General features: G+C 37.4%; 18 protein-coding genes, 1 riboswitch and 1 other annotated feature. Of the genes, 3 read left to right on the top strand and 15 right to left on the bottom strand.

The window, feature by feature from the left end; genetic code table 11:
* Window positions 1-65 precede the first annotated feature (65 nt).
* Window positions 66-1,088 (bottom strand): ABC transporter substrate-binding protein, encoded by a 1,023-nt coding sequence (locus tag LCP48_RS02870; RefSeq protein ID WP_009371613.1) that lies wholly within the window; start codon window positions 1,086-1,088, stop codon window positions 66-68.
* Window positions 1,089-1,409: 321 nt separating this feature from the next.
* Window positions 1,410-1,454, top strand: a riboswitch (PreQ1 riboswitch).
* 6 nt (window positions 1,455-1,460) lie between these two features.
* Between LCP48_RS02870 and LCP48_RS02865 the strand changes: the two genes are divergently transcribed.
* Together LCP48_RS02865 and trpB are read left to right on the top strand one after the other, a co-directional pair.
* Complete coding sequence (locus LCP48_RS02865) at window positions 1,461-1,943, top strand: QueT transporter family protein (protein ID WP_004225456.1); 483 nt, start codon at window positions 1,461-1,463, stop codon at window positions 1,941-1,943.
* Window positions 1,944-2,011: 68 nt separating this feature from the next.
* Window positions 2,012-2,211: a binding site (T-box leader), on the top strand.
* 58 nt (window positions 2,212-2,269) lie between these two features.
* Window positions 2,270-3,433, top strand: a complete 1,164-nt coding sequence (trpB, locus tag LCP48_RS02860) for a tryptophan synthase subunit beta (protein ID WP_004225459.1) — start codon at window positions 2,270-2,272, stop codon at window positions 3,431-3,433.
* Between the two features lie 43 nt (window positions 3,434-3,476).
* On the opposite strand, the gene LCP48_RS02855 is transcribed toward trpB, so the two are convergent.
* From LCP48_RS02855 to LCP48_RS02845, 3 genes are all read right to left on the bottom strand, one after another.
* The gene (locus LCP48_RS02855; protein WP_004225461.1) at window positions 3,477-5,096 is read right to left on the bottom strand and encodes a long-chain fatty acid--CoA ligase; all 1,620 of its coding nucleotides are present in this window, start codon (window positions 5,094-5,096) and stop codon (window positions 3,477-3,479) included.
* A gap of 189 nt (window positions 5,097-5,285) precedes the next feature.
* On the bottom strand, window positions 5,286-6,239 hold the full coding sequence (locus LCP48_RS02850) for an L-threonine 3-dehydrogenase (RefSeq protein WP_004225462.1): 954 nt from the start codon (window positions 6,237-6,239) through the stop codon (window positions 5,286-5,288).
* 351 nt (window positions 6,240-6,590) lie between these two features.
* Complete coding sequence (locus LCP48_RS02845; RefSeq protein ID WP_004225466.1) at window positions 6,591-8,261, bottom strand: methyl-accepting chemotaxis protein; 1,671 nt, start codon at window positions 8,259-8,261, stop codon at window positions 6,591-6,593.
* A 243-nt stretch (window positions 8,262-8,504) separates the two neighbouring features.
* On the opposite strand from LCP48_RS02845, the gene LCP48_RS02840 reads away from it, so the two are divergent.
* Window positions 8,505-9,671 (top strand): FtsW/RodA/SpoVE family cell cycle protein, encoded by a 1,167-nt coding sequence (locus LCP48_RS02840; RefSeq protein WP_004225468.1) that lies wholly within the window; start codon window positions 8,505-8,507, stop codon window positions 9,669-9,671.
* Window positions 9,672-9,728: 57 nt separating this feature from the next.
* Here LCP48_RS02840 and LCP48_RS02835 read toward each other — a convergent pair whose 3' ends face one another.
* The 11 genes from LCP48_RS02835 to LCP48_RS02785 form a co-directional block, all read right to left on the bottom strand.
* On the bottom strand, window positions 9,729-10,709 hold the full coding sequence (locus tag LCP48_RS02835) for an N-acetylglucosamine kinase (protein ID WP_004225471.1): 981 nt from the start codon (window positions 10,707-10,709) through the stop codon (window positions 9,729-9,731).
* Between the two features lie 12 nt (window positions 10,710-10,721).
* A complete protein-coding gene (locus LCP48_RS02830) occupies window positions 10,722-11,723 on the bottom strand; it encodes an asparaginase (protein ID WP_225340671.1) in 1,002 nt (333 codons plus the stop codon).
* Window positions 11,724-11,741: 18 nt separating this feature from the next.
* Window positions 11,742-12,893 (bottom strand): ROK family transcriptional regulator, encoded by a 1,152-nt coding sequence (locus LCP48_RS02825; RefSeq protein ID WP_225340670.1) that lies wholly within the window; start codon window positions 12,891-12,893, stop codon window positions 11,742-11,744.
* 14 nt (window positions 12,894-12,907) lie between these two features.
* On the bottom strand, window positions 12,908-13,789 hold the full coding sequence (locus tag LCP48_RS02820; protein ID WP_004225480.1) for a sugar phosphate isomerase/epimerase family protein: 882 nt from the start codon (window positions 13,787-13,789) through the stop codon (window positions 12,908-12,910).
* A gap of 1 nt (window position 13,790) precedes the next feature.
* The gene (locus LCP48_RS02815; protein WP_225340669.1) at window positions 13,791-14,849 is read right to left on the bottom strand and encodes a Gfo/Idh/MocA family protein; all 1,059 of its coding nucleotides are present in this window, start codon (window positions 14,847-14,849) and stop codon (window positions 13,791-13,793) included.
* Window positions 14,850-14,862: 13 nt separating this feature from the next.
* Complete coding sequence (locus LCP48_RS02810; RefSeq protein ID WP_004225483.1) at window positions 14,863-15,741, bottom strand: sugar phosphate isomerase/epimerase family protein; 879 nt, start codon at window positions 15,739-15,741, stop codon at window positions 14,863-14,865.
* A gap of 18 nt (window positions 15,742-15,759) precedes the next feature.
* The gene (locus tag LCP48_RS02805) at window positions 15,760-16,725 is read right to left on the bottom strand and encodes an ABC transporter ATP-binding protein (RefSeq protein ID WP_225340668.1); all 966 of its coding nucleotides are present in this window, start codon (window positions 16,723-16,725) and stop codon (window positions 15,760-15,762) included.
* Window positions 16,718-17,710 carry an ABC transporter ATP-binding protein gene (locus LCP48_RS02800; protein ID WP_004225486.1) on the bottom strand — a complete coding sequence of 331 codons (993 nt, stop codon included), beginning with the start codon at window positions 17,708-17,710 and terminating at the stop codon, window positions 16,718-16,720. Before LCP48_RS02800 ends, LCP48_RS02805 begins: the two co-directional genes overlap by 8 nt.
* Window positions 17,711-17,721: 11 nt before the next feature.
* Entirely contained in the window at window positions 17,722-18,618 is an 897-nt protein-coding gene (locus LCP48_RS02795; protein WP_225340667.1) for an ABC transporter permease subunit, read from the bottom strand.
* 13 nt (window positions 18,619-18,631) lie between these two features.
* Window positions 18,632-19,555 (bottom strand): nickel ABC transporter permease, encoded by a 924-nt coding sequence (nikB, locus tag LCP48_RS02790; protein ID WP_004225489.1) that lies wholly within the window; start codon window positions 19,553-19,555, stop codon window positions 18,632-18,634.
* 66 nt (window positions 19,556-19,621) lie between these two features.
* Window positions 19,622-21,205, bottom strand: a complete 1,584-nt coding sequence (locus LCP48_RS02785; protein WP_009371622.1) for a glutathione ABC transporter substrate-binding protein — start codon at window positions 21,203-21,205, stop codon at window positions 19,622-19,624.
* Window positions 21,206-21,457: the final 252 nt, after the last annotated feature.

Raw genomic sequence — 21,457 nt, 5'->3', positions numbered from 1 at the left:
TCTCTTTATTATTTATATCGCTTGTAAAATGAAGATAAAGCGGGGATAGTTCACCCCGCTTCGTTTTACTTTTCTAGAATTTCGGCCCCCCAAGAATCTTTAATTTCGATTCCTAAATCATCTGCAACTTTTTTATTGATTAATAATTTCAGATTTTGTGGGTATTGTGCTGGTGTATCGGCAGGTGTCGCTTCACCTTTTAAAATTTTCACAGCCATTTGACCTGCTTCATAACCGATATCAAAATATTCAAAACCATAAGCGGCTAAACCGCCACGTGCCACAGAATCTAGTTCTCCTACGATTAATGGTAATTTATTCGTATTGGCAACATCAATTACCGATTCTAATGCAGAAACTACTGTGTTATCAGTAATAATATAGAAAGCGTCTACTTTACCAATTAGAGATTCTGTCGCTTGTTTTACATCTGCTGAAGTAGATGCTGATGCTTCTACCACCGCTAAATCTTGTTCGTCCATAACCTTTTTCACTTCTGAAACTTGTGCAACTGAGTTTTGCTCACCCGCATTGTAGACCATTCCTACTTTTTTCGCACCAAGTTCTTTTAGGAATGCTACAGTTTTAGAAATTGTTTCAGGATGTAAATCGATTGTGCCTGTAATATTTTTCCCTGGCTTCTCCATTGAGTCAATTAACTGTGCACCAACAGCATCTGTAACCGATGTAAAAATAATCGGAATGTCACTTGTTGCTGTTGCAGCGGCTTGAGCAGAAGGTGTAGAGTTTGCAAAAATTAAATCTACGTTTGCACTTACTAAATTGTTAGCAATCGTTGTGTTAAGGCTATTATCTCCCTGTGCAATTTGTGGATCGTAATCAACTTTTAAGCCAGCATCTTCAATTGCTTTTTTAAAGCCTTCCGTTGCTGCGTTTAACGATGGATGCTCAACAATTTGAGTAATCCCGATTTTATATGTTTTATCGTCTGCATTTCCGCTCTCACTAGCATTGTTTGTTTCATTTCCTTTTGAATCTGTTGTACCAGAGCCACCGCTACCACAAGCAGCAAGAAGCAACACTAATCCAAAAAGAAGGAATGACAACTTCTTTACATTGTTTTTCACAATAATCCCCCCGAATTATATTCTCGAATATCTATCGCACTTTATCCAAACAAAGTGTGAATGTATCGCTATATTATCGTTATTATCGAGCTCCGTCAACAACATTATGAATGTTCTGACTTTTAAAAATGACAAAACATTTTAGTTTTTCATTTAATTTGGCGCTTTAAACCGCTAAACTACGCTGTTTTAGTAATTCGATATCTTTTTTCAGCATAGTAAAAAATATTTATGACAATTTTGCGACGATAGGACATTATAGACAAAGTCTGACATTTGACTTCTACTAGATATCTATAATAGAATATTTACTTGTGTGAAAGCACCGTGGTTCGTAACCATCCCACGAAAAAAAACTAAGGAGAAATGAATATGAAGATAAAATTTTTAGCAGCAAGTGGTATCATTGCGGCTCTCTATATAGCTGTAACCATGCTTGTTGCACCATTTGGTTTTACAGAGGTTCAGTTCCGAGTATCTGAGATGTTTAACCATTTAGTGGCCTTTAATCCACGCTTTGCCGTAGGGATTATTATTGGTGTATTGATCTCTAATCTTTTTTCACCACTTGGCATTTACGATTTAGTGTTTGGTGTAGGTCATTCAATGATTACACTCGGCCTGTTTATTTTAATCTGTAAATTTGTCAAAAATATTTGGGCACGTTTAATTATTAATACATTACTCTTTACATGTACTATGTTTATCATTGCCTTTGAGCTGAACTTGGCTTTAGCGTTGCCATTTTTCTGGACTTGGCTAACAGTCGCGGCGGGTGAATTTGTTGTATTAGCTGTAGGTGCACCGATTATGTATGTATTAAACAAACGCCTTCACTTTAAAAATTTAATTTAACTGACGGATCTTTTTAGATTCGTCTTTTTTCTTGACACTATTCTGAAAATACTCTACAATTCTTTCTAACAAATGCAAGGAAGAAGAGTAGTAGCAAGCATTGTTACTTTAAGAGAGCTGGTGGTTGGTGCAAACCAGTAGTACAAACTTGTGAATGGACTTCAGAGCAGCCTTATCAAATGTAAGGCCGTTTCGCTCCCCGTTACCGGAGCAGGAAAGCGCGCAAAAATTGCGAATGAAGGTGGCACCACGGTTACTCGTCCTTTTTATGAGGGATTGGAGTGGCTTTTTTTTTGGAAAAATTAGCATAGAGGAGTCGAGTTAAGATGAGTACAGTAGTAGAAAAAAAGGGATATTTCGGTGAATTTGGTGGAAGCTTTGTTCCAAAGGAGCTTCAAAATGTTTTAAATAGACTAGATGAGAATTTTCAAAAGTATAAAGAGGATGATGATTTTAAGCAAGAATTAGATTACTATTTCCGTGAATATGTCGGTCGTAAATCCCCTCTTTATTTTGCAGAGAATTTAACAAAGCAATTAGGTGGCGCAAAAATCTATTTAAAACGTGAAGACCTTAACCACACAGGCTCCCATAAAATCAATAATGTATTAGGACAAATTTTACTAGCTAAACGTATGGGAGCAAATCGCGTGATTGCCGAAACAGGTGCAGGTCAACATGGTGTAGCAACAGCTACAGCGTGTGCCATGTTTGGAATGGATTGCACGATTTATATGGGCTTGGAAGATACAAAACGTCAGGCATTGAACGTATTTCGCATGGAACTTCTCGGAGCGAAAGTTGTAGCTGTCGATAAAGGGCAAGGCCGCTTAAAGGATGCAGTAGATGAAGCATTCGCTGACTTAGTAGAAAACTATGAAACAACCTTCTATTTATTAGGCTCAGCAGTTGGACCACACCCCTTCCCATCAATGGTTAAACATTTTCAATCAGTGATTAGCCGTGAAAGTCGTGAACAGATTTTAGAAAAGGAAGGAAAGCTGCCAACAGCTGTTCTTGCCTGTGTAGGAGGCGGTAGTAATGCTATTGGGGCATTTGCTGACTATATTGCGGACGAGGATGTTCGTCTTATTGGAATAGAGCCAGACAAAGCTGCTACCTTAAACGAAGGAACACCAGGAGAGCTACACGGCTTCAAATGTTTAGTACTTCAGGACGCAGAAGGTAACCCACTCCCTACCTATTCAATAGCAGCTGGTTTAGATTATCCAGGTGCGGGGCCTGAGCATAGCCATTTGAAAACAATCGGTCGTGCTGAGTATGTGACCGTGACAAATGAAGAAGTTTTAGATGCCTTCCAAGTACTTTCTAAGGTTGAAGGTATTATTCCTGCTCTTGAAAGCTCACATGCAGTCGCACATGCTCTAAAATTAGCACCAACTTTATCACCTGAGGAAAGCATTATTATTAATATCTCTGGTCGTGGCGATAAAGACGTTGAGCAAGTCTTCCACATGTTAACTAAATAACTCAAAAAAGAGCGACTTGCATAAATGGAAGTCGCTCTTTTACCTATACCAATGATTTAGGATAAATTTCTGCTACATTATCTCGCAGCTTCGCTTTCAGGAATTTTCCGACAGATGTCTTTGGAATTTCTTCTAAAAAGACGACTGCATCTGGTACCCACCACTTGGCAAATTGATTTTCTAAAAAAGCAAGAAGCTCTTGTTCTGTTACTGATTGTCCCTCTTTCAATACAACACAAGCTAATGGACGCTCCTGCCATTTAGCATGGGGCACGGCAATGACAGCTGCTTCTAAAACGGCATCATGCGTCATCAGTGCATTTTCCAAATCAACAGAGGAAATCCATTCCCCACCTGATTTAATAAGATCCTTCGTACGGTCCGTTATTTTAATAAAGCCATCTGCTGTTCGTACAGCAATATCACCAGTATATAACCAACCATCTCGATAGGCATCTGCTGTTCGCTCATCACGATAGTATTCGTTGGAAATCCATGGGCCTTTTAAACGTAATTCCCCCATTGTTTCGCCATCCCAAGGTACCTCACCCGCCTCATTAATAATACTAGATTCGATACCTGCCATTGTCATCCCTTGCATCGCTCGAGCTTCAATACGTTTTTCAATCGGCCAATCTTCCATCCAAGACATATAGTTGGACAATGCCACGATTGGTGTAGTTTCCGTCATGCCGTAGACAACAATATAAGGAATACCATACTTTTCTTCAAATGTCCGAATGAGTCGAGTTGGTGAAGCAGATCCACCACAGCATATCGCTCTTAAAGAACTAATATCTCGCTCTTTCTTTTCCTGCTCCTGTAGGGCGCCTATCCAAATGGTCGGTACACCAGCAGTTAATGTAACCTTTTCTTGCTCGATTAAATCCATTATTAATGCTGAAGTAAATTGTGGGCCTGGTAGAACTTGTGTAGCACCCACATTGACACTAGCAAAAGGTAAGCCCCATGCATTTGCATGAAACATGGGTACAATCGGCATCACCACATCCCTTTCCGCAATCCCCATAGAGTCAGACATACTCAGCATGATACTGTGTAAAACTAAACCTCGATGAGAATAGACAACCCCCTTTGGATTCCCTGTCGTAGCACTTGTATAGCACATACCAGCAGGTGCTTCCTCGTCAATATCCTCTGGAAATTGAAAATTTTCATCAGCCGATGCTAATATGTCCTCATAGGATAAAACATTTTGTAGTGTAGTCTTCGGCAAAGCTGGTTCATCCGTCATAATGATATAGTGTTTCACTGTCTTAAGTTTTGGCGCAATATTTTCAATGATCGGCAATAAATCTACATCGACCATTAAAATCTCATCTTCTGCATGATTAATAATATAGATTAAGTGCTCTTCTGATAAACGAATATTTACCATGTGTAAGATTGCCCCTGAGCAAGGCACAGCAAAATAAGCTTCTAAATGCCGATGCTGATTCCACGCAAAGGAGCCGACTTTTGTTCCTCTTGTCATCCCAAGCTTTGTAAGGGCATTTGCTAAACGACGCGTTCTTTTTGCCCACTGCCCATATGTTAAACGATGTATTTTGTGTGGGCTTGTCCGTGAAATAATTGATTTTCTTGCAAAATAGCTCTCTGCTCGTTTGAAAAAACTAGTTAAAACTAATGGTGCTTGCATCATAAAACCCATCATCCCTTCATTTGTGAATTTCCCCTTGTGAAATCGTCATAGCATCAATCAAACTGAATACTATTAATATTCCGAATATTATTATATTTTAATTTCATAATTTAATCTATATATTCCAATAATTTTCTTTTATATATAAAAAAACGGATGAAGTTTAGATCTTCACCCGTTGCCCATCTTTTATGAAATGGCTTTTTTATGCAGTTTGATTTTCAATTTTTCTAACATATCTACTGTCATTTTAGCTAAATCATATTCTGCTTTGAAGCCCCACTCTTTTTGAGCCGCTTCAATATTTAAAGAGTTTGGCCAGCTATCTGCAATGGCCTGACGAACTGGATCTACCTGATAGCTCATTGTGAAATTTGGTAAGTGTTTCTTGATTTCAGCCGCGATTTGCGAAGGTTCGAAGCTCATAGCTGTAATATTAAAAGCATTGCGATGAACAAGCTTACTACCGTCTGCTTCCATTAAATCCACAATAGCTTGTAAGGCATCTGGCATGTACATCATATCCATAAATGTACCTTCCTGAATATACGATGTATATTTGCCTTGTTCGATGGCTTCATAGAAAATTTCTACTGCATAATCTGTTGTACCACCACCTGGAGGTGTTACATAAGAAATTAGTCCTGGGAAGCGTACGCCACGTGTATCAACACCAAAACGATTGAAGTAATAATCGCATAATAACTCACCCGCTACCTTATTTACCCCATACATAGTTGTTGGTCTTTGCAAAGTATCCTGTGGTGTATCTTCCTTAGGTGTAGACGGACCAAACGCACCAATTGAGCTTGGCGTGAAAAATTGCATATTTAACTCACGCGAAACCTCCAACGCATTCATTAATCCACCCATATTTAAATTCCAAGCTAACAATGGATTTCTTTCTGCTGTAGCTGATAATAATGCTGCTAAATGCATCATTGTATCTGCACCGAAGTCCTTTGCTAAATCATGCATTCTTTGTCCATCTGTCACGTCCAATATTTCAAATGGGCCCTTAGTATGTTCAAGCTTTCTAATGTCTGTAGCAAGTATATTGTCCTCTCCATAAATACCACGAAGTTTTTCTACAAGCTCAGAACCAATTTGACCAAGTGCTCCAGTAACAATAATCTTTTTCATTTCCCAAAACCTCCACATGTGAACAATTGTACTTTCTGAAAGTACAAAAATACATTAATAAACATTGATTTAATAACACTTTCAATGAAATTCATTATAATGTGTTCGTTTTGAAAATACAACAATTATATTAATAATATTCCTTACAAAGAACAGATAATCCCTTATTCACAGTATATGAGAACATGAAAAACATTGTGCTACAAAAATATATAAAACACATTTGTACATCTCAAAAACACAAAACATTTACACTTTCATAAGCTAGTTTTGTAACCATGCAAAAAAAGAATCTTCTTTGCTATTTTTTGCAAAGAAGACCCTTTTCGAATATTATTCTTTAATATTAAATTATATCGAAAAACGTTTGACAGCTATTTGCAAAACTTTTGATACTTTGCGCAATTCCTTTATATAATTATGGAACTGTTGCTGAGCTGTTAATTGATCAGCTGTTAACTTAGCAACATGCTTAGTAGACACGGCATTCGTATCCGATAAGGCTGTCAGCATACCTGCATCCTCACTTACCTTTTTCGTGTGATTGGCAATCTCTTGAACCGTAGCAGATACTTCCATCATATAAGGCTTAATAGTATGTACTTTTTCTAAAATTTGATCAAAACTTGACGCAGTTTGTCCTGTAACAGCTACACCTTTTTCAGTCGCCACTAAAACGCCTTCCATCATTTGTACCGCATAATTCGAATCTAAATGGATGTTCTGTACAATGGATGTAATCGTTTGTGTCGATTGAACAGTTTGCTCTGCAAGCTTGCGAACCTCATTAGCCACTACTGCAAAACCTTTACCATGCTCTCCTGCTCTTGCGGCTTCAATTGACGCATTTAAAGCCAGTAAATTAGTTTGTGCTGTTATTCTTTCTATTACTTCAATCATTTGATCGATCGATGCAGCCCGCTCTACTAAATTAAAGATAGCTGTATTAGATTTTTCAACCGCCTGCTTAATAGCTTGCATTTGCGTTAAATTAGCCTGCACAATTTCAGTTCCACTTTCTGCATCTCTGGCCGTTTTTTGCGCAAAACTTTCTACAACCTGAACCTTTTCTAAAATAACCTGTACATCATTTAAAACCTCCTCTAAGGAAGCCGTATTCGAAGCTAATTTACTAGAAGAAGCAGACGTTGACTCTGAGATAGATTGTACATCCTTCGCTATTTTTAATGTCGTTGTTGATGATTGCTCAGAGGATTTCTGCAATTTCCCTGTCATTTCTTCTACTTCATAGGCACTGTCTGTCACAGTATGGAGTAGTCGTTTCACCTCTGTTACCATTTGATTGTAGGACAGTACTACTTCACCAAGCTCATCATGAGCTACATAACTTGCATTGGCAGTGAAATCACCTTGTTCTGCACGTTTTAATAAGGACTTTAGTTGACGGGTTGGTACATTAACTGCCTTCGTTGCGATAAAGCCGATAAGGATAACAAGCAAGACAACCGCTAAGCATACACCACCTAGTAACCAGTAACCGAATTGTACATCTTTCTGATAAGCATGCTGTTGATCTTTTGCTCGTTGAACCAAATAATTTTGCGTGTCTTCTAATAATGCATGACTCTCCTGACTAATTGGTAAAAATGTTTGCACATAAAACTGATCTAGCTCACCATGGTTCAATTGCTTAAAGTTCTCGATGGCTTCTTCCTGCTTCTTAAGCAATGACTTATACTTCTTAATTTGATGACTCATCTTTTTATCAATTTCTTGGCTATCTAGATGCTCTAAAGGCTGCGCCATATTTTGTAAAATGGCTGTCATTTCTTTATCGTTGCCCTTCGAATCTACTATTAAATCTAATCGACGCTGTGATTCTTCTAGCTCATTTAGCCATCCAATTGGGACAAGTCCCTGTGTATAACTCTCACTTGCATGCCACGACATTTTCCTTAAATAATCTACACTGAATATACCTAGCAATACATTCGATAATACACAAACAATCATGAGTACAAGTAACTTGTCCTTCACCTTAATGAAACGGAAAAAATGCATGATCCCTGGCTCCTCCTCCAACTCTTACCAATAATGATAGTATAGAGATATAAAGCCAGTGTTATATTTTTGTAAATTTTAATCGAAACATTAAGAATTTATACCCATCATTTAGTTTTATTTAGGTAATTTAACTCGCTAAATTAGCCAGATGATTGCTTCTTATTCATACTATTTTTAGAAAAACATCCGCAACCTTCCATACATTGTCAGCGTTCATAATAGAGAATGGAGGTGTTACATTTGACGCAATTCAAGAAGTTAGATTGGAGTTTAGTAATAAGTCTTCTTTTACTCGGCGCTATTAGTTGCCTTTTTGTCCATTCTAGTAGTGTAAATTTTGAACAGTATTCAAGCTCCTTTATTATCAAACAGTTTTTATTTTATATCATCGGATTAACCATCATGCTTGGAATATCTTTGATTGATATTGAACAGTTGAAGAAGATTGGATGGCCATTTTACTTCCTAATAGTTGCTTTAACGGCTGGTCTTATTGTTGCACCTGAAAGCATTGCTCGAACGATCAATCAGGCAAAATCATGGTATCAAATCCCGTTTTTAGGTTCTCTCCAACCATCGGAATTTTTAAAATTCGCTTTTTTAATAGTTGTGAGTAGGGTCATTATTGCTCATCAAGAGAAAAATGTCCGCCCCTCTTATCTAGCAGATTTTTGGTTACTTATAAAAATCGGGCTAATTGTCCTTCCTCCTACGCTACTTGTTTATAGACAACCCGATACAGGTATGGTCATGTTGTATATGGCAATGATTTTACCCATGATTTTCTTTTCAGGTATTCATAGAAAGCTTCTTGTTGTATTTACGGCCGTTCCTCTAGTTATCGTCAGTACGATGGTAGTGCTCTATGTCAGATTTAATGAATTTTTTACAGAGAAGGTTTTGGGTGCTCTATCAGGACATCAGATTTCTAGAATTTATGGGTGGCTTCAGCCTTATGAATATACAGATTCTTCTTTTCAAGTGCGCCAGGGCTTTATGGCTATCGGATCAGGAGAATTTGTGGGCAAGGGCTATCTACATAATAATGTCTATGTACCAGAAAAACATACCGATTTTATATTCGCTGCTATTGCAGAAGAGCTAGGTTTTATTGGAGGAGCATTTGTAATCGCGCTACTATTTTTTGTTATCTATCGTATTGTTGTTATTACGGTAGTAGCGCGAGACCCCTTTATGACTTTAATGGGGGCAGGTATTTCAAGCTTACTAGCCTTTCAAATTACTCAAAATATCGGTATGACAATTGGGCTTTTACCTGTCACAGGTGTCACCCTACCCTTTTTAAGCTATGGCGGAAGTTCATTATTATCCAATTTTATGCTTATCGGAATCGTCATGATTATTCATAATTCATATAAGGGATATATGTTTAAAGTAGGAGACTGACAAAATGCAAGTAGAGATATTGTACATACTATTCTCTACTTGCTAAGTTAAGGGGGATTAATTCGTTAAAAACTTCTTCATACTTGCATTATGTTGATCGATAAATAGCTTTGCTTCATTATATGGTAAATTTAAAGCAGCTAAAGCGGCACCACCTACTGGTAAGCTATAAGCACCCACGAAGTCATACTGATTACGATTCTTTTTATCAATAGCGATTAATTTTTTAGTAAAAAGCTCCAATTCATTAAAAACTCCACCAGCCAGCACTACTTTGACTCGCTTATCTGCAAACGGGTTTTTTTTGTAACAAGCATCTATACTTTGATAAAAAACATGGCACACTTGATCAATAATTGTATTGGCTTCTCCATCACCACGTTTAGCGCATTCAATTGCAACCTTACTTAAAGGAGATATGGTATCCCGCGGATGTCCTTCACCATATACCACTTCAATTATCTCTGGAACGGAATGTAAACGAAAATATTCTAATACCGCTGCTGTTAGAAGCGTTTCAGGACCTCTTTTATCGAATGCTTTAAATACCGCTTTTAATGTGCGTATGCCAATATCATAGCCACTGCCCTCATCATCAAAAATATAACCCCATCCTGCTGTGCGCTCAATTCTTCCAGATGCATCTATACTGAGTGTAATCGCACCCGTACCAGAAATTTGTACAATGCCTGGCTGCCCCAAGGTCCCCGCATACAGCGCGTTCATTCCATCATTCGATAGTGATAGTTGACAGTCTTTCGGTAAAAGCGAGGTTAATAATGCATAGGTAATTTTCTCATTATTATTTTCTGTTACACCAGACAAGCCCGCATGGCACTTTGTAATGCGTTGAAATTCGTGAGGCTGTTGTCTTTTTAAATCATTTATTAATTCTGTTATCGTCTCTGTAAAATGCTCAAAGCTCATGGACGTGGGATTACTTTTGCCTGTTTCTGCTAGCGCCATAATTTGCCCATGACATGTTGAGATTGTTGCAATCGTTTTCGTTCCACCACCGTCTATTGCCAAAACATGCAAGTGCCTTCACCTCTAGACAATTTTAATTGTAGATACAATTTCTCCTACCTCTACCCCTGCATCATTGCGCACAAATGTAGGAGACAATGCTTTAATACGCTCAAGTGTTTCTTGATTTTTATACTGAATTTGTTCCAATACAGAAGCAATTACATTCGGCCATGGACTTTCTGAGCCATTCATAATTTTCAAGGCAAAACTTACCCCTTCATCTCTAAGAGCAAAACAGTATACACCCTGTGCTCCACCCTTTGCCACAATATTAGGGTCCTTTAATAATGCCGTACAAATAAAGTTTTGCGCTGCAATGATATGATTCTCTTGATTCATCACTGACGTAAGCTTGATTACTGCTTCACGAATTAGTTGATCATCAATTAATTCTGGTCGTGCTAACTTTAAATAGGCAATGGCCATGTTTTTTAACGGAATCGCAAAGACGGGCGCACCACAGCCATCAATCCCTGTATGAATTCTCTCTATCTCATATTCACTTAAATAAGCAATATATTTTTTTATCATCTGTTGCAGTGGATGTGCTGGATGACAATATTGCTTGACATCATAGCCATTTGCTAGACATGCAGTTAAAAATCCTAAATGCTTGCCCGCGCAATTATGAAAGAGTTTCCTCTTTTCAAATCCCTGTTGAATATACTGTGTTTTAGGTTCCTCATTTAATGGATAGGATGCTGCACAAATTAAATCATTTTCATGAATTGGGAGTTTTTCCAGCAAAGAGAGTAATGCCTCTTGATGATAAATTTCGCCTCTTTGCGAAGCCAGAAATAATGCACTTTCATTTGAAGTAATCCCGTATTTTTCTATAAAATCAGTCATAAAAATGGGAATGGCTTGAAATGGTTTTGCTGCAGAACGAAAATACACAGGCTCATAGTCTTGACCTACAGAGACAAATTCTTCCTTCGTTAGATTCACAGCACTCATTTGTCCATAATGCACATTTTCCATTAATCCTGAACGATACTCCTTTAAAAATTCTGAGTAAGCCACGAATCAACCAACCTTTCTTTAAACAGACAGCAACTGCTTTTGTGCTTGTAATGCCGCTCCTTTAACAACCCCTTCTTTTAATTGATTTGAAAACTGTAAATCAAAATAGGGTTGTAATTCCTTCCATATATACTGTTTACACTTTTCACTAAGAAGTTTTTGAAATGTCACATTGTGCTCAATAATTTCTCCACTGACGATGACAGCCTCTGGTTCGTATAAACAAACTAGATTATTGATGGCTATAGCTAGAAAAGTAGCTACATCTTGTTGAATATCGATTGCCCATTGCTCACCTTGGTCAACACACTGCAAAATCTCTTCTATTGATTGAATATTAAGATTTTTAGGTGTTCTTTTTAACAGCGTAACTTCAGAAACATACATCGATAAGCATCCTCTTTTACCACAGTGACACATTTCACCAAAGGGATTAATCGTTATATGACTTATTTCTCCAGCTTTATTTTGAATGCCACGATACACTTCTCCATTTAATAATATGGATGCTCCTATTCCCGTTCCAATTCCGACTAAAATACAATTTGAATACAGTGGCGTATAGATATCACCAATTTCAGCAATGATTTGCATTTTTAATTCATTATCTACGATGACTTCACAACCCAAAACACCATTTAAATCTTCTCTTATATGGCAGTTTTCCCACTTCAATTGCTCAGAGGAAACGATAATTCCTTCATCGTTATTGATTACTCCTGGAATTCCTATCCCAATGCCTAGTAATTTATCCTGAGCAATCTGATATTCTGTCATGATATTTTCTATAGATCGTTTTAGTAGATGTATGGCTTCTTCGTATTGATGCTTGATGCTACATTTGACTTCCTGAAAGGCAATAAGCTTCCCCAAGAAATCTAGTATCCCTATTCGAATAGTAAAGCAATCAATTTCTATCCCAATCGTATATAAAGCATCTTCGCGCATATGAATTAACGTAGGACGTCTACCAATGGCTGTTTCTTCCGATACCCCTTCAAGAATAAAGCCTTCCGCTTCTAGCTCCTGCACAATACGAGTAATGGTCGTAGGGCTCATTTTTGTATGTTTTGATAATTGAATTCTTGAAATTGGCGCCATCTGCCTTATTGCGTCAAGCACAATATATTTATTTTGTCTTCGCATTTGTACTTGATCTTGCTTCTTCAAATTAGATTCAACCCCTATTTAAACTTTTCTATGAATTGTACAGCTTCTTTGATGTCTTTTTCGGGATTTGATCTCACTTCTCGTTCAATAGTTAAATAGCCATTGTATCCGATTTCTTGTAAAGCTGAAAAATAAAGCTCGAAATTGACATCTCCATGACCTAATGGAAGTTCTCTGAAAAACTCTCCATTTTCCACCATTTCTTCTATTTTATCATGAGATGTTCCAGAATCGTATCCTAAGTACCCGTACACATCTTTAGGATTCGTTGACTGTAGTTGAATACCATCCTTTACATGTGTATGTACAATATACTTCTTTAATAGTTTGACTCCAGCTACAGGATCATCTTTTGTTACCATCACCATATTGGCAGGATCAAAATTAACCGATACACCGTTCGTTGATAGCTTATCTAAAAACCCTTTTAATGTTTTACTCGTTTCTGGTCCTGTTTCAATCGCAAAATAAGCATCTAATGATGTAGCATATTGTCCTAATTCTTCACAAGCTTCCAGCATTGTTTGATAGATTGGGTCATTTTCATCTTCAGGAATAATACCGATATGGGTTGTAACAATGGATGTTCCTAGGTCCTTGGCTAATTGCAGTATGTCTTTGGATTTCTTTATTTTCCGGGCATTTTCTGCTTTATCTTGGAAGCCATGTCCTCCTAAATCTCCACATAAGGCAGAGATTTCTAGACCTAACCCTAAGATATACGCCTTCAATTCTGCTCTCTGTTCAGCACTTAGGTTATCGGGGTCCAATTCACCTGAAACGGCATACATTTGTACACCCTGTGCACCAACTTCTTTCGCCTTTAACAAACCTTCACGAATAGGTAAACGAAAGCTGTCTACTATCACACCGATTTTATTATCCAATTTCACCATTTTAATAAACAACCTCCTTTCCTTCAGTTGCAGAAATATAAATACCTTCTAAGATTTTCATAATTTCTACCCCATCTTCCACAGGTGCAACTGATTCATAATGATGAAGGCAACAATCAACAAATGAATTGATTTCATTTTGAAAGGCAGTCGCAAAATCAAATGTTAGATCGTTAATTTGAGGATGAATATTTAAAATCGTATTATGCTCTTCACTTACAATTTTTAATTCAGGCTCTAGCTCTGCTCCACCGTTCGTGCCATATAGCTTAATACTTATTTCTTCTTTTGTAGCATGTAGTGTATAGGAAACGTCTACCATTAGCGACGCCCCATTCTCAAATGTAATGAGGGCATTTGCTAAGTCTTCTACTGTGTTTTTAGTAGCATCATAGTCTGCAGCCTTGTAAAAGGATAAATTTTCAATATGATTTCGATTTCCTAATTGATTGTAAGTATGACCTGTTATACGCTTCACCTTTGGTCTACCCATTAAATACCAACATATATCAATTACATGTACCCCTAGATCAATTAAAGGTCCGCCACCAGACTTATCAATTTCTGCAAACCAGCCTCCTGGATTCCCTAATCTTCTTAGGCAGGAAGCTTTGGCATAATAAATATCGCCCAATTTGTTATCGTCAATGAAGCTTTTCAGTACTTTGGTATTTGTTGCAAACCGTCTTACATAGCCCACTTGAAATACTTTCTGATGCTTTTCTGCAACCTTTTGGATATTTAGAGCCTCTGCATACGTCATAGATAGCGGCTTTTCTATTAGAACATGTAAGTCATTTTCCAAAGCAAGAATCGCCAATTCTGCATGCGTATTATTCCATGTACAAATACTGACAGCATCCACATTTTTATCTGCGAATAGCTCTTCTTTCGTAGAAAAAACATGCGTTGCTCCAAATTGGGCTGCTTTCGCTTTGCCTCGTTCAATAGAAGCATCATACACGCCATATAATTCAACGAATGGATTATTCGTATAGGAACCTAAGTGAAAATCTGAAATAGAACCTGTGCCAATGACACAAACTTTTAATTTGTTCATGTACTTTCCCCCTTTAGAGCTTGCATTCGTCCCATAAACGACGTACATTATCCATTCCTATTTTTGAACCAACTTGACAATCTTCCATTCCTTCAAACTCAATAGTAAGATAGCCATCATATCCACTGCCTTTTACGAGCTTAATAATTTCTCGAATATTTATATCGCCATGTCCGACAATAGCACCTCTGATGTAGTTGTTATGAACTGTACGGAACCACTCGCCCTCACCTGGATTTTCATAATAAGGACGAATATAAAAATCTTTAAAATGTACCGTAGCAGCATAAGGAATGTTTTTCATAACACCAATGAGAGGTTCTTCATCAATACATAAAAAATTACCGATATCTAAAGTTGTTTTAAAGTTGTCTCTGTTTACCGCATGAATTAATTGTTGTACACGATCACTTGTTTGAACATTAAAGCCATGATTTTCAATCGTTGTCGTAATATTAAATTGTTTCGCGTAATCTGCAATTAACTGACAGCCTCTAACCATTTCTTCAAAGTGCTCGTTGTAATAATGAATGGATGTTTGCTCCTTTGGTAAGGTAAAAAGAGTAACGTCATGGCGCAAAATCTGAATACCCATATGATGTACTACATCAATATGTTTCTTTAAACGTTCAACTTCTTCTAAAAAAGCTTCCTCTGTATCCTGAATAAAGTTAGCTGGTAACGAATAGGCGGATAACTCTAATCCTAGCTCTGCTGCTTTATCTTTAATTTCAGTTGCAAGTTCATAGTTATCTACAACAGTAAATTCATAGGGCACTAATTCTACATGCTGACCACCGTTGTCTGCTACCCATTGTAAAACATCCAGAACATCCATCTCTCCCTGTCTCATTTTTTTAACCATGCTGTATGTGCTTAACCCTATTTTCATTTATAAACATCCTCTCCATTAGTTAACAAAGTGACATGCAACACTTTGCTCTTCGTTAATTTTCTTCATTTCTGGTATAGCTTGCTTACATATATCTGATGCAAAGGGGCACCTTGTGTGGAAGGTACAACCACTTGGCGGATTTTTAGGATTTGGAATATCACCAGTCAAAACGATCTTCTTTTTTCGTAATGTTGGGTCTGCAATTGGTACGGAAGCAATAAGCGCTTGTGTATATGGATGCTTTGGTTCATGAAATATGGTTTCTTTACGCCCAATTTCTACAATGGATCCTAAATACATAACCCCAATATAATGGCTAATATGCTCTACAACACTTAAATCGTGAGAAATAAAGAGATACGATATTTTATATTCTTGCTGTAATTGCTTTAATAGATTCAATATTTGCGATTGTATAGATACATCCAACGCAGACACAGGCTCATCAGCAATAATTAATTTTGGCTTTGTTATTAAAGCACGTGCAATACCTAAACGCTGTCTTTGTCCACCACTGAACTCATGTGCATAGCGATCGGCATGTTCAGCATTTAATCCAACGACTTCCAGCATTTCAAGCACTAGTTTTTCACGCTCTGCTTTCGAAAGTTTTGTATGAATTTCTAAAGGTTCCCCAACAAGCTCCTTGACCTTCATTCTTGGATTCAATGAGGCATATGGGTCCTGAAAAATCATATGAACAGTTTGCCTTAAGTGCCTTAATTCAGATGGCTTTGCAGTAGCTACTTCTTTCCCATCCACAACGATACTTCCATTCGTTGGTGCTATTAATCTAGTAATTAATCTGCCTGTAGTAGATTTCCCACAACCACTTTCTCCAACTAGACTGAATGTCGTACCTTCCTCTATTTCAAAGGAAACATCTATAACCGCGTTAACATATTGCTTTTTTTGAAATAACCCTCCGGCTATTTGAAAGCTCTTTTTTAAATTCTCCACTTTTAATATACTGTTAGGCATTTACTTCCACATCCTTTTTCACATATAGCCAGCAGCTACATTGGCGTGTAGCTGAAATTTTTACTGTCGGTGGACTCTCCTGATGGCATATAGACATCGCTTGATTACAACGTGGAGCAAATTTACAACCATTCGGCATATTTTGTGGGGATGGTACTTGACCATTGATAGAATCTAATACTTCTTTGTTATCACCAATTTTCGGTACAGATGCAATTAAACCTTTTGTATAGGGATGCTTGGGGCTAGCAAATAATTCAAAGACATCTGCTTCCTCTACAACCTGCCCTGCATACATGACCACTACCCTATCGCACATTTCCGCAACAACACCTAAATCATGTGTAATTAATAAAATAGCTGTCTCATTTTCTTCTTTTAGCTTTTTCATTAATTCTAAAATTTGAGCTTGTATCGTGACATCGAGCGCAGTGGTTGGTTCGTCAGCAATAAGTAAATTAGGGTGGCAGGCCATAGCCATTGCAATCATTACACGCTGGCGCATTCCTCCTGAGAGCTGATGTGGATATTCATAAATGATTTCCTCGGCCCTTCCTATGCCCACGCTTTTTAACATTTGGATTGCATGATGCTTACTTTCGTTCTTCGACAGCTTCAAATGCATCTCAATTGCTTCCATTAACTGCTTGCCTATTTTTAAGACAGGATTTAAAGAAGTCATGGGCTCTTGAAAAATCATGGCCATTTGCTTACCACGAATCTTCCGAATTTCTGATTCGGACATTTTCGTCAAGTCATGCCCATTAAAATGGATAGAGCCATTGACGATTTTGCCTGTAGTACCGTGAAATAATTGCATGATGGATAACGATGTTAAGCTTTTTCCACTGCCCGATTCTCCCACTAAGCCTACTATCTCTCCTTTACCGATGGAAAAATTGACACCTCTTAAAATCTTGATTTCCTTATTATCACGCGTAAAGGACGTTTCTAAGTCACTTACTCGCAATACATGTTCTGGCATAGGCATTCTCCTTAATTATTTTTTATTTTTGGATCTAATACATCTCGTAATCCATCACCTATTAAGTTAAATGCTAGTACGGTTAAAAATATGGCAATGCCTGGCATGATGACTACGTGCGAAGATGTTCCTAAATAGTCACGCCCACTACTTAGCATGACTCCCCACTCAGGCATTTCAGGGCTTGCACCTAAGCCTAAAAAACTTAAACCAGAAGCTGCTACAATGGCTGTTCCTATACGCATTGTGACAAAAATGATTAATTCACTAATGGTTTCAGGGAAAATATGTTTCCACAGCACTCTAACATGTGAAGCTCCCATTGATTGTGCTGCCTCTACGTATACATTCTCTTTCGCATTCAATGTAGCACCTCTAACTAAACGTGCAAAAGATGGCACACTAAAGATCATCACAGCAATGATGACATTATTAATACCAGGGCCCAATAAGGCTACAATGGCAATCGCTAACAATAAATCAGGGAATGAAAACAGTACATCACAGCTACGCATGATGATTTTGTCAATCCACCCACCAAAGTAACCGCTAATTAAACCTAAAATAATTCCTAGTATTAAGCCTAAAAATACGGCACTGAAACTCACCATCAAGGATATTTTTGCGCCTACTATCAAACGACTAAAAATATCTCGACCATACTCGTCCGTTCCTGCCAAATGACTTGCACTTGGTCCCTCTAATAAAGCATCATAATTTGGTTCAAAAGGGTCGTACGGTGCGATATAAGGTCCAATAATGGCGACTACAATTAACAATCCTATAAAGATACTTGCTACCAAAGCAGCCTTTTGTTTTTTAAAAGACTTCCAAAATTCTTTAAGAGGAGAGTATTTTCTTTGTGTATTTTGCACTTGGCTATTTTGCACAGTAGTTGGTGAAGTCATTTTGTTCCCTCCCTTAAGAATTTAATTGGATTTTTGGATTTAACACGGTATAAAGCACATCAACAATTAAATTGACTAAAATAAATTCAAATGCAAATAACAGCAGTGCAGACTGAATGACGGGATAATCTCGAAAGGCAATCGAATCGATTAGAAGTCGTCCCATTCCTGGAAAACTAAAAACTGTCTCCACTACCACCGATCCTCCTAAGAGAAATCCAAATTGTAAGCCTGCTACAGTTACCACAGAAATCAAGGAATTTCTTAAAGCATGGGTCACAATAACGGAGTGTTCTTTCAGTCCTTTTGCTCTCCCTGTTCTTATAAAATCTGCTTGTAACGTTTCAAGCATAGAAGAACGAGTAAATCGAGCGATCATTGACATAATGCCAGCTCCTAAGGTCAAGGAGGGTAAAATATAACTAGAAAAGCCGTCTAATCCACCTGTTGGAAATAACCCTAGCTGCACTGAAAATAATTGAATCAATAATAAGCCCAGCCAAAATCCCGGAATCGAAATGCCAGAAACAGCCGTTACCATTCCAAAATAATCAGGCCATTTGTTTTTATTGATGGCAGAAAGAACACCAATCACCAAACCCATTAATGTAGCCCAAAACATGGAAAGGAAAGTAAGATGAAGAGAAGGCATAAACCTTGTTTTAAACATATCTATGACAGGTAGTCCTGTTGTTAAGGATGTTCCAAGCTCACCCGTCACAAGATTTTTCATATAATCCATGTATTGTTTAAGAATGGGTTTATCTAAACCTAACTCATGGCGTACATTTTCAACATCTTCTAGCGTGGCATCCTTACCAGCTACTAATCGTGCAGGGTCACCTGGTATGAAATGAATAAATAAGAATGTTAATATGGAAATGACAATTAATATCGGTATCATTTCAACAGTTCTTCTTGCTACATACTTCCACATGCGGCCTTCCTCCTTTCTATTTTTGTAGAAAAGGAATTGACGAGCATCAATTCCTTTTACTGTTCATTACTCCACTTTGGCATTCTTCACATCAAGTCCACCTGTAGGGTTTACTAGTACACCGCTCACATTTGAACGTACACCATATACAACTTCATCTACCCCTAAGAAAATCCAAGGTGTATCTTGATAAACGATTTCCTGTAATTTTTCATATAGTTCAGCTTGGCGATCTACATCTGAAATAGAATTAGCTTCATCCATTAATTGATCTGCCTCCGTATTATGATAATAAGCTGTATTTGCACCATTTGGTGGGAATGATACGCTATGGAAAAGAGGCTTTGTTGCATTCGTTATATCCGAAGCATACGCTGACCAACTCACATACCACATTTGTAATTTCGCATCATCTGGTGTTTGTGCACCATAGATTTCGTCTGATAAAGTTCCTTCTTCCATTGATTTAATTTCTACTTTTACACCGATTTGACCTAACTGTTGTTGAATAAACTGCATACCCTTCATCGTATCTGAGTTTGTGTTCCCCCAGATTTCAATATCGAAGCCATCTGGATAGCCTGCCTCAGCCAATAATTCTTTTGCCTTTTCAATATTGTGTTCATACATTTTTTGCTGCTTATAATAAACGGTTTTAGAAGGAATAATGGAGTCTAATGGTAAACCCAGCCCTGCATTCACCACTTTTAAATAAGCATCCTTGTCCACCGCATAGTTAAAGGCTTGTCGAACTTTAATATCATCCAAAGGTTTTTTATAGGTATTTAATGAGACATAATGTGCAATTGTAGAAGGAACCTTATTCACCTCTACATCTTTACTATTAGAAAGCTCATCAATATTTTGTGCTGGCACTGGATAGATAACCTGAGCATCACCCGCTTTTAGCATCGCTACGCGCGACCCATTTTCTGGCACTGGTTTATAGGTGATTTTAGCAACACGTTCTCCACCATCCCAATAGCCATCAAAGTTTTCAATTGTTAAATGGTCTCCTTGTACCCATTCAACAAATTTATATGGTCCTGTACCAACAGGTTTTTTAGGTATATCTGCTGAATTTTCTTTAATCATTTTTGGACTAATCATTTTGGCAACGCCGAATCGCGTAATCATTGGTCCATATGGTTCTTTTAAAGTAACTTTAATTTCATAGTCACTTAGAATTTCAACATTGCTGATTAAGCTAAAACCACGAGAATATAAACGTAAGCTTTCATCATTCATGATCCGTTCAATGTTGACCTTTACAGCTTCAGCATTAAACTGTTCCCCGTCATGGAAAGTAACCCCTTCTTTAAGTTTGAACGTATAGACTAGAGCGTCTTCACTAATTGAATAGTCATCTGCTAAAACCTTAATAATTTGTCCATCTGCATCGAAGCCAAGCAAACCTTCTAGCATTGTCTCCTGTACAGAACTCGAATTCGTATCCCCTGTGTTATGCGGATCCATTGAAATAAAATTTTCATTTACAGCGATGACAAGTTCATTTTTAGAACTAGCTGTACCTGATTCTGTAGTAGACTTATCTCCAGTATTTGATGCGTTAGAATTGTCTTTCTCTGCGCATGCCGCTAAAAGCAACGTACATAGAATGACAAAAACCAATTTTTTAACATAATTCATCTCATCTACTCCCTTTGTAAAAATATATAATAATATTTCTTATAACTTAAATTAAGAAATATAATTACCAAAAAACATTTATTTTCTCCACTGCTGAAAATAAGTAGGTAAAAAATTAACTATATTTTCTTATGATTAGACAATTCAATTCAGGCAAGACATCGCTTCCTCAACTATCACAATTGCTTTTAATCAGAAAGTATAGTTCAAATTACAAGATGTATTTATTCCACTGCTGAAAATAAGTAATTA

The sequence above is a fragment of the Lysinibacillus capsici genome (assembly GCF_020217405.1).
Lineage (GTDB): Bacteria > Bacillota > Bacilli > Bacillales_A > Planococcaceae > Lysinibacillus > Lysinibacillus capsici.
This window is presented reverse-complemented; position numbering and strand designations above follow the sequence as displayed.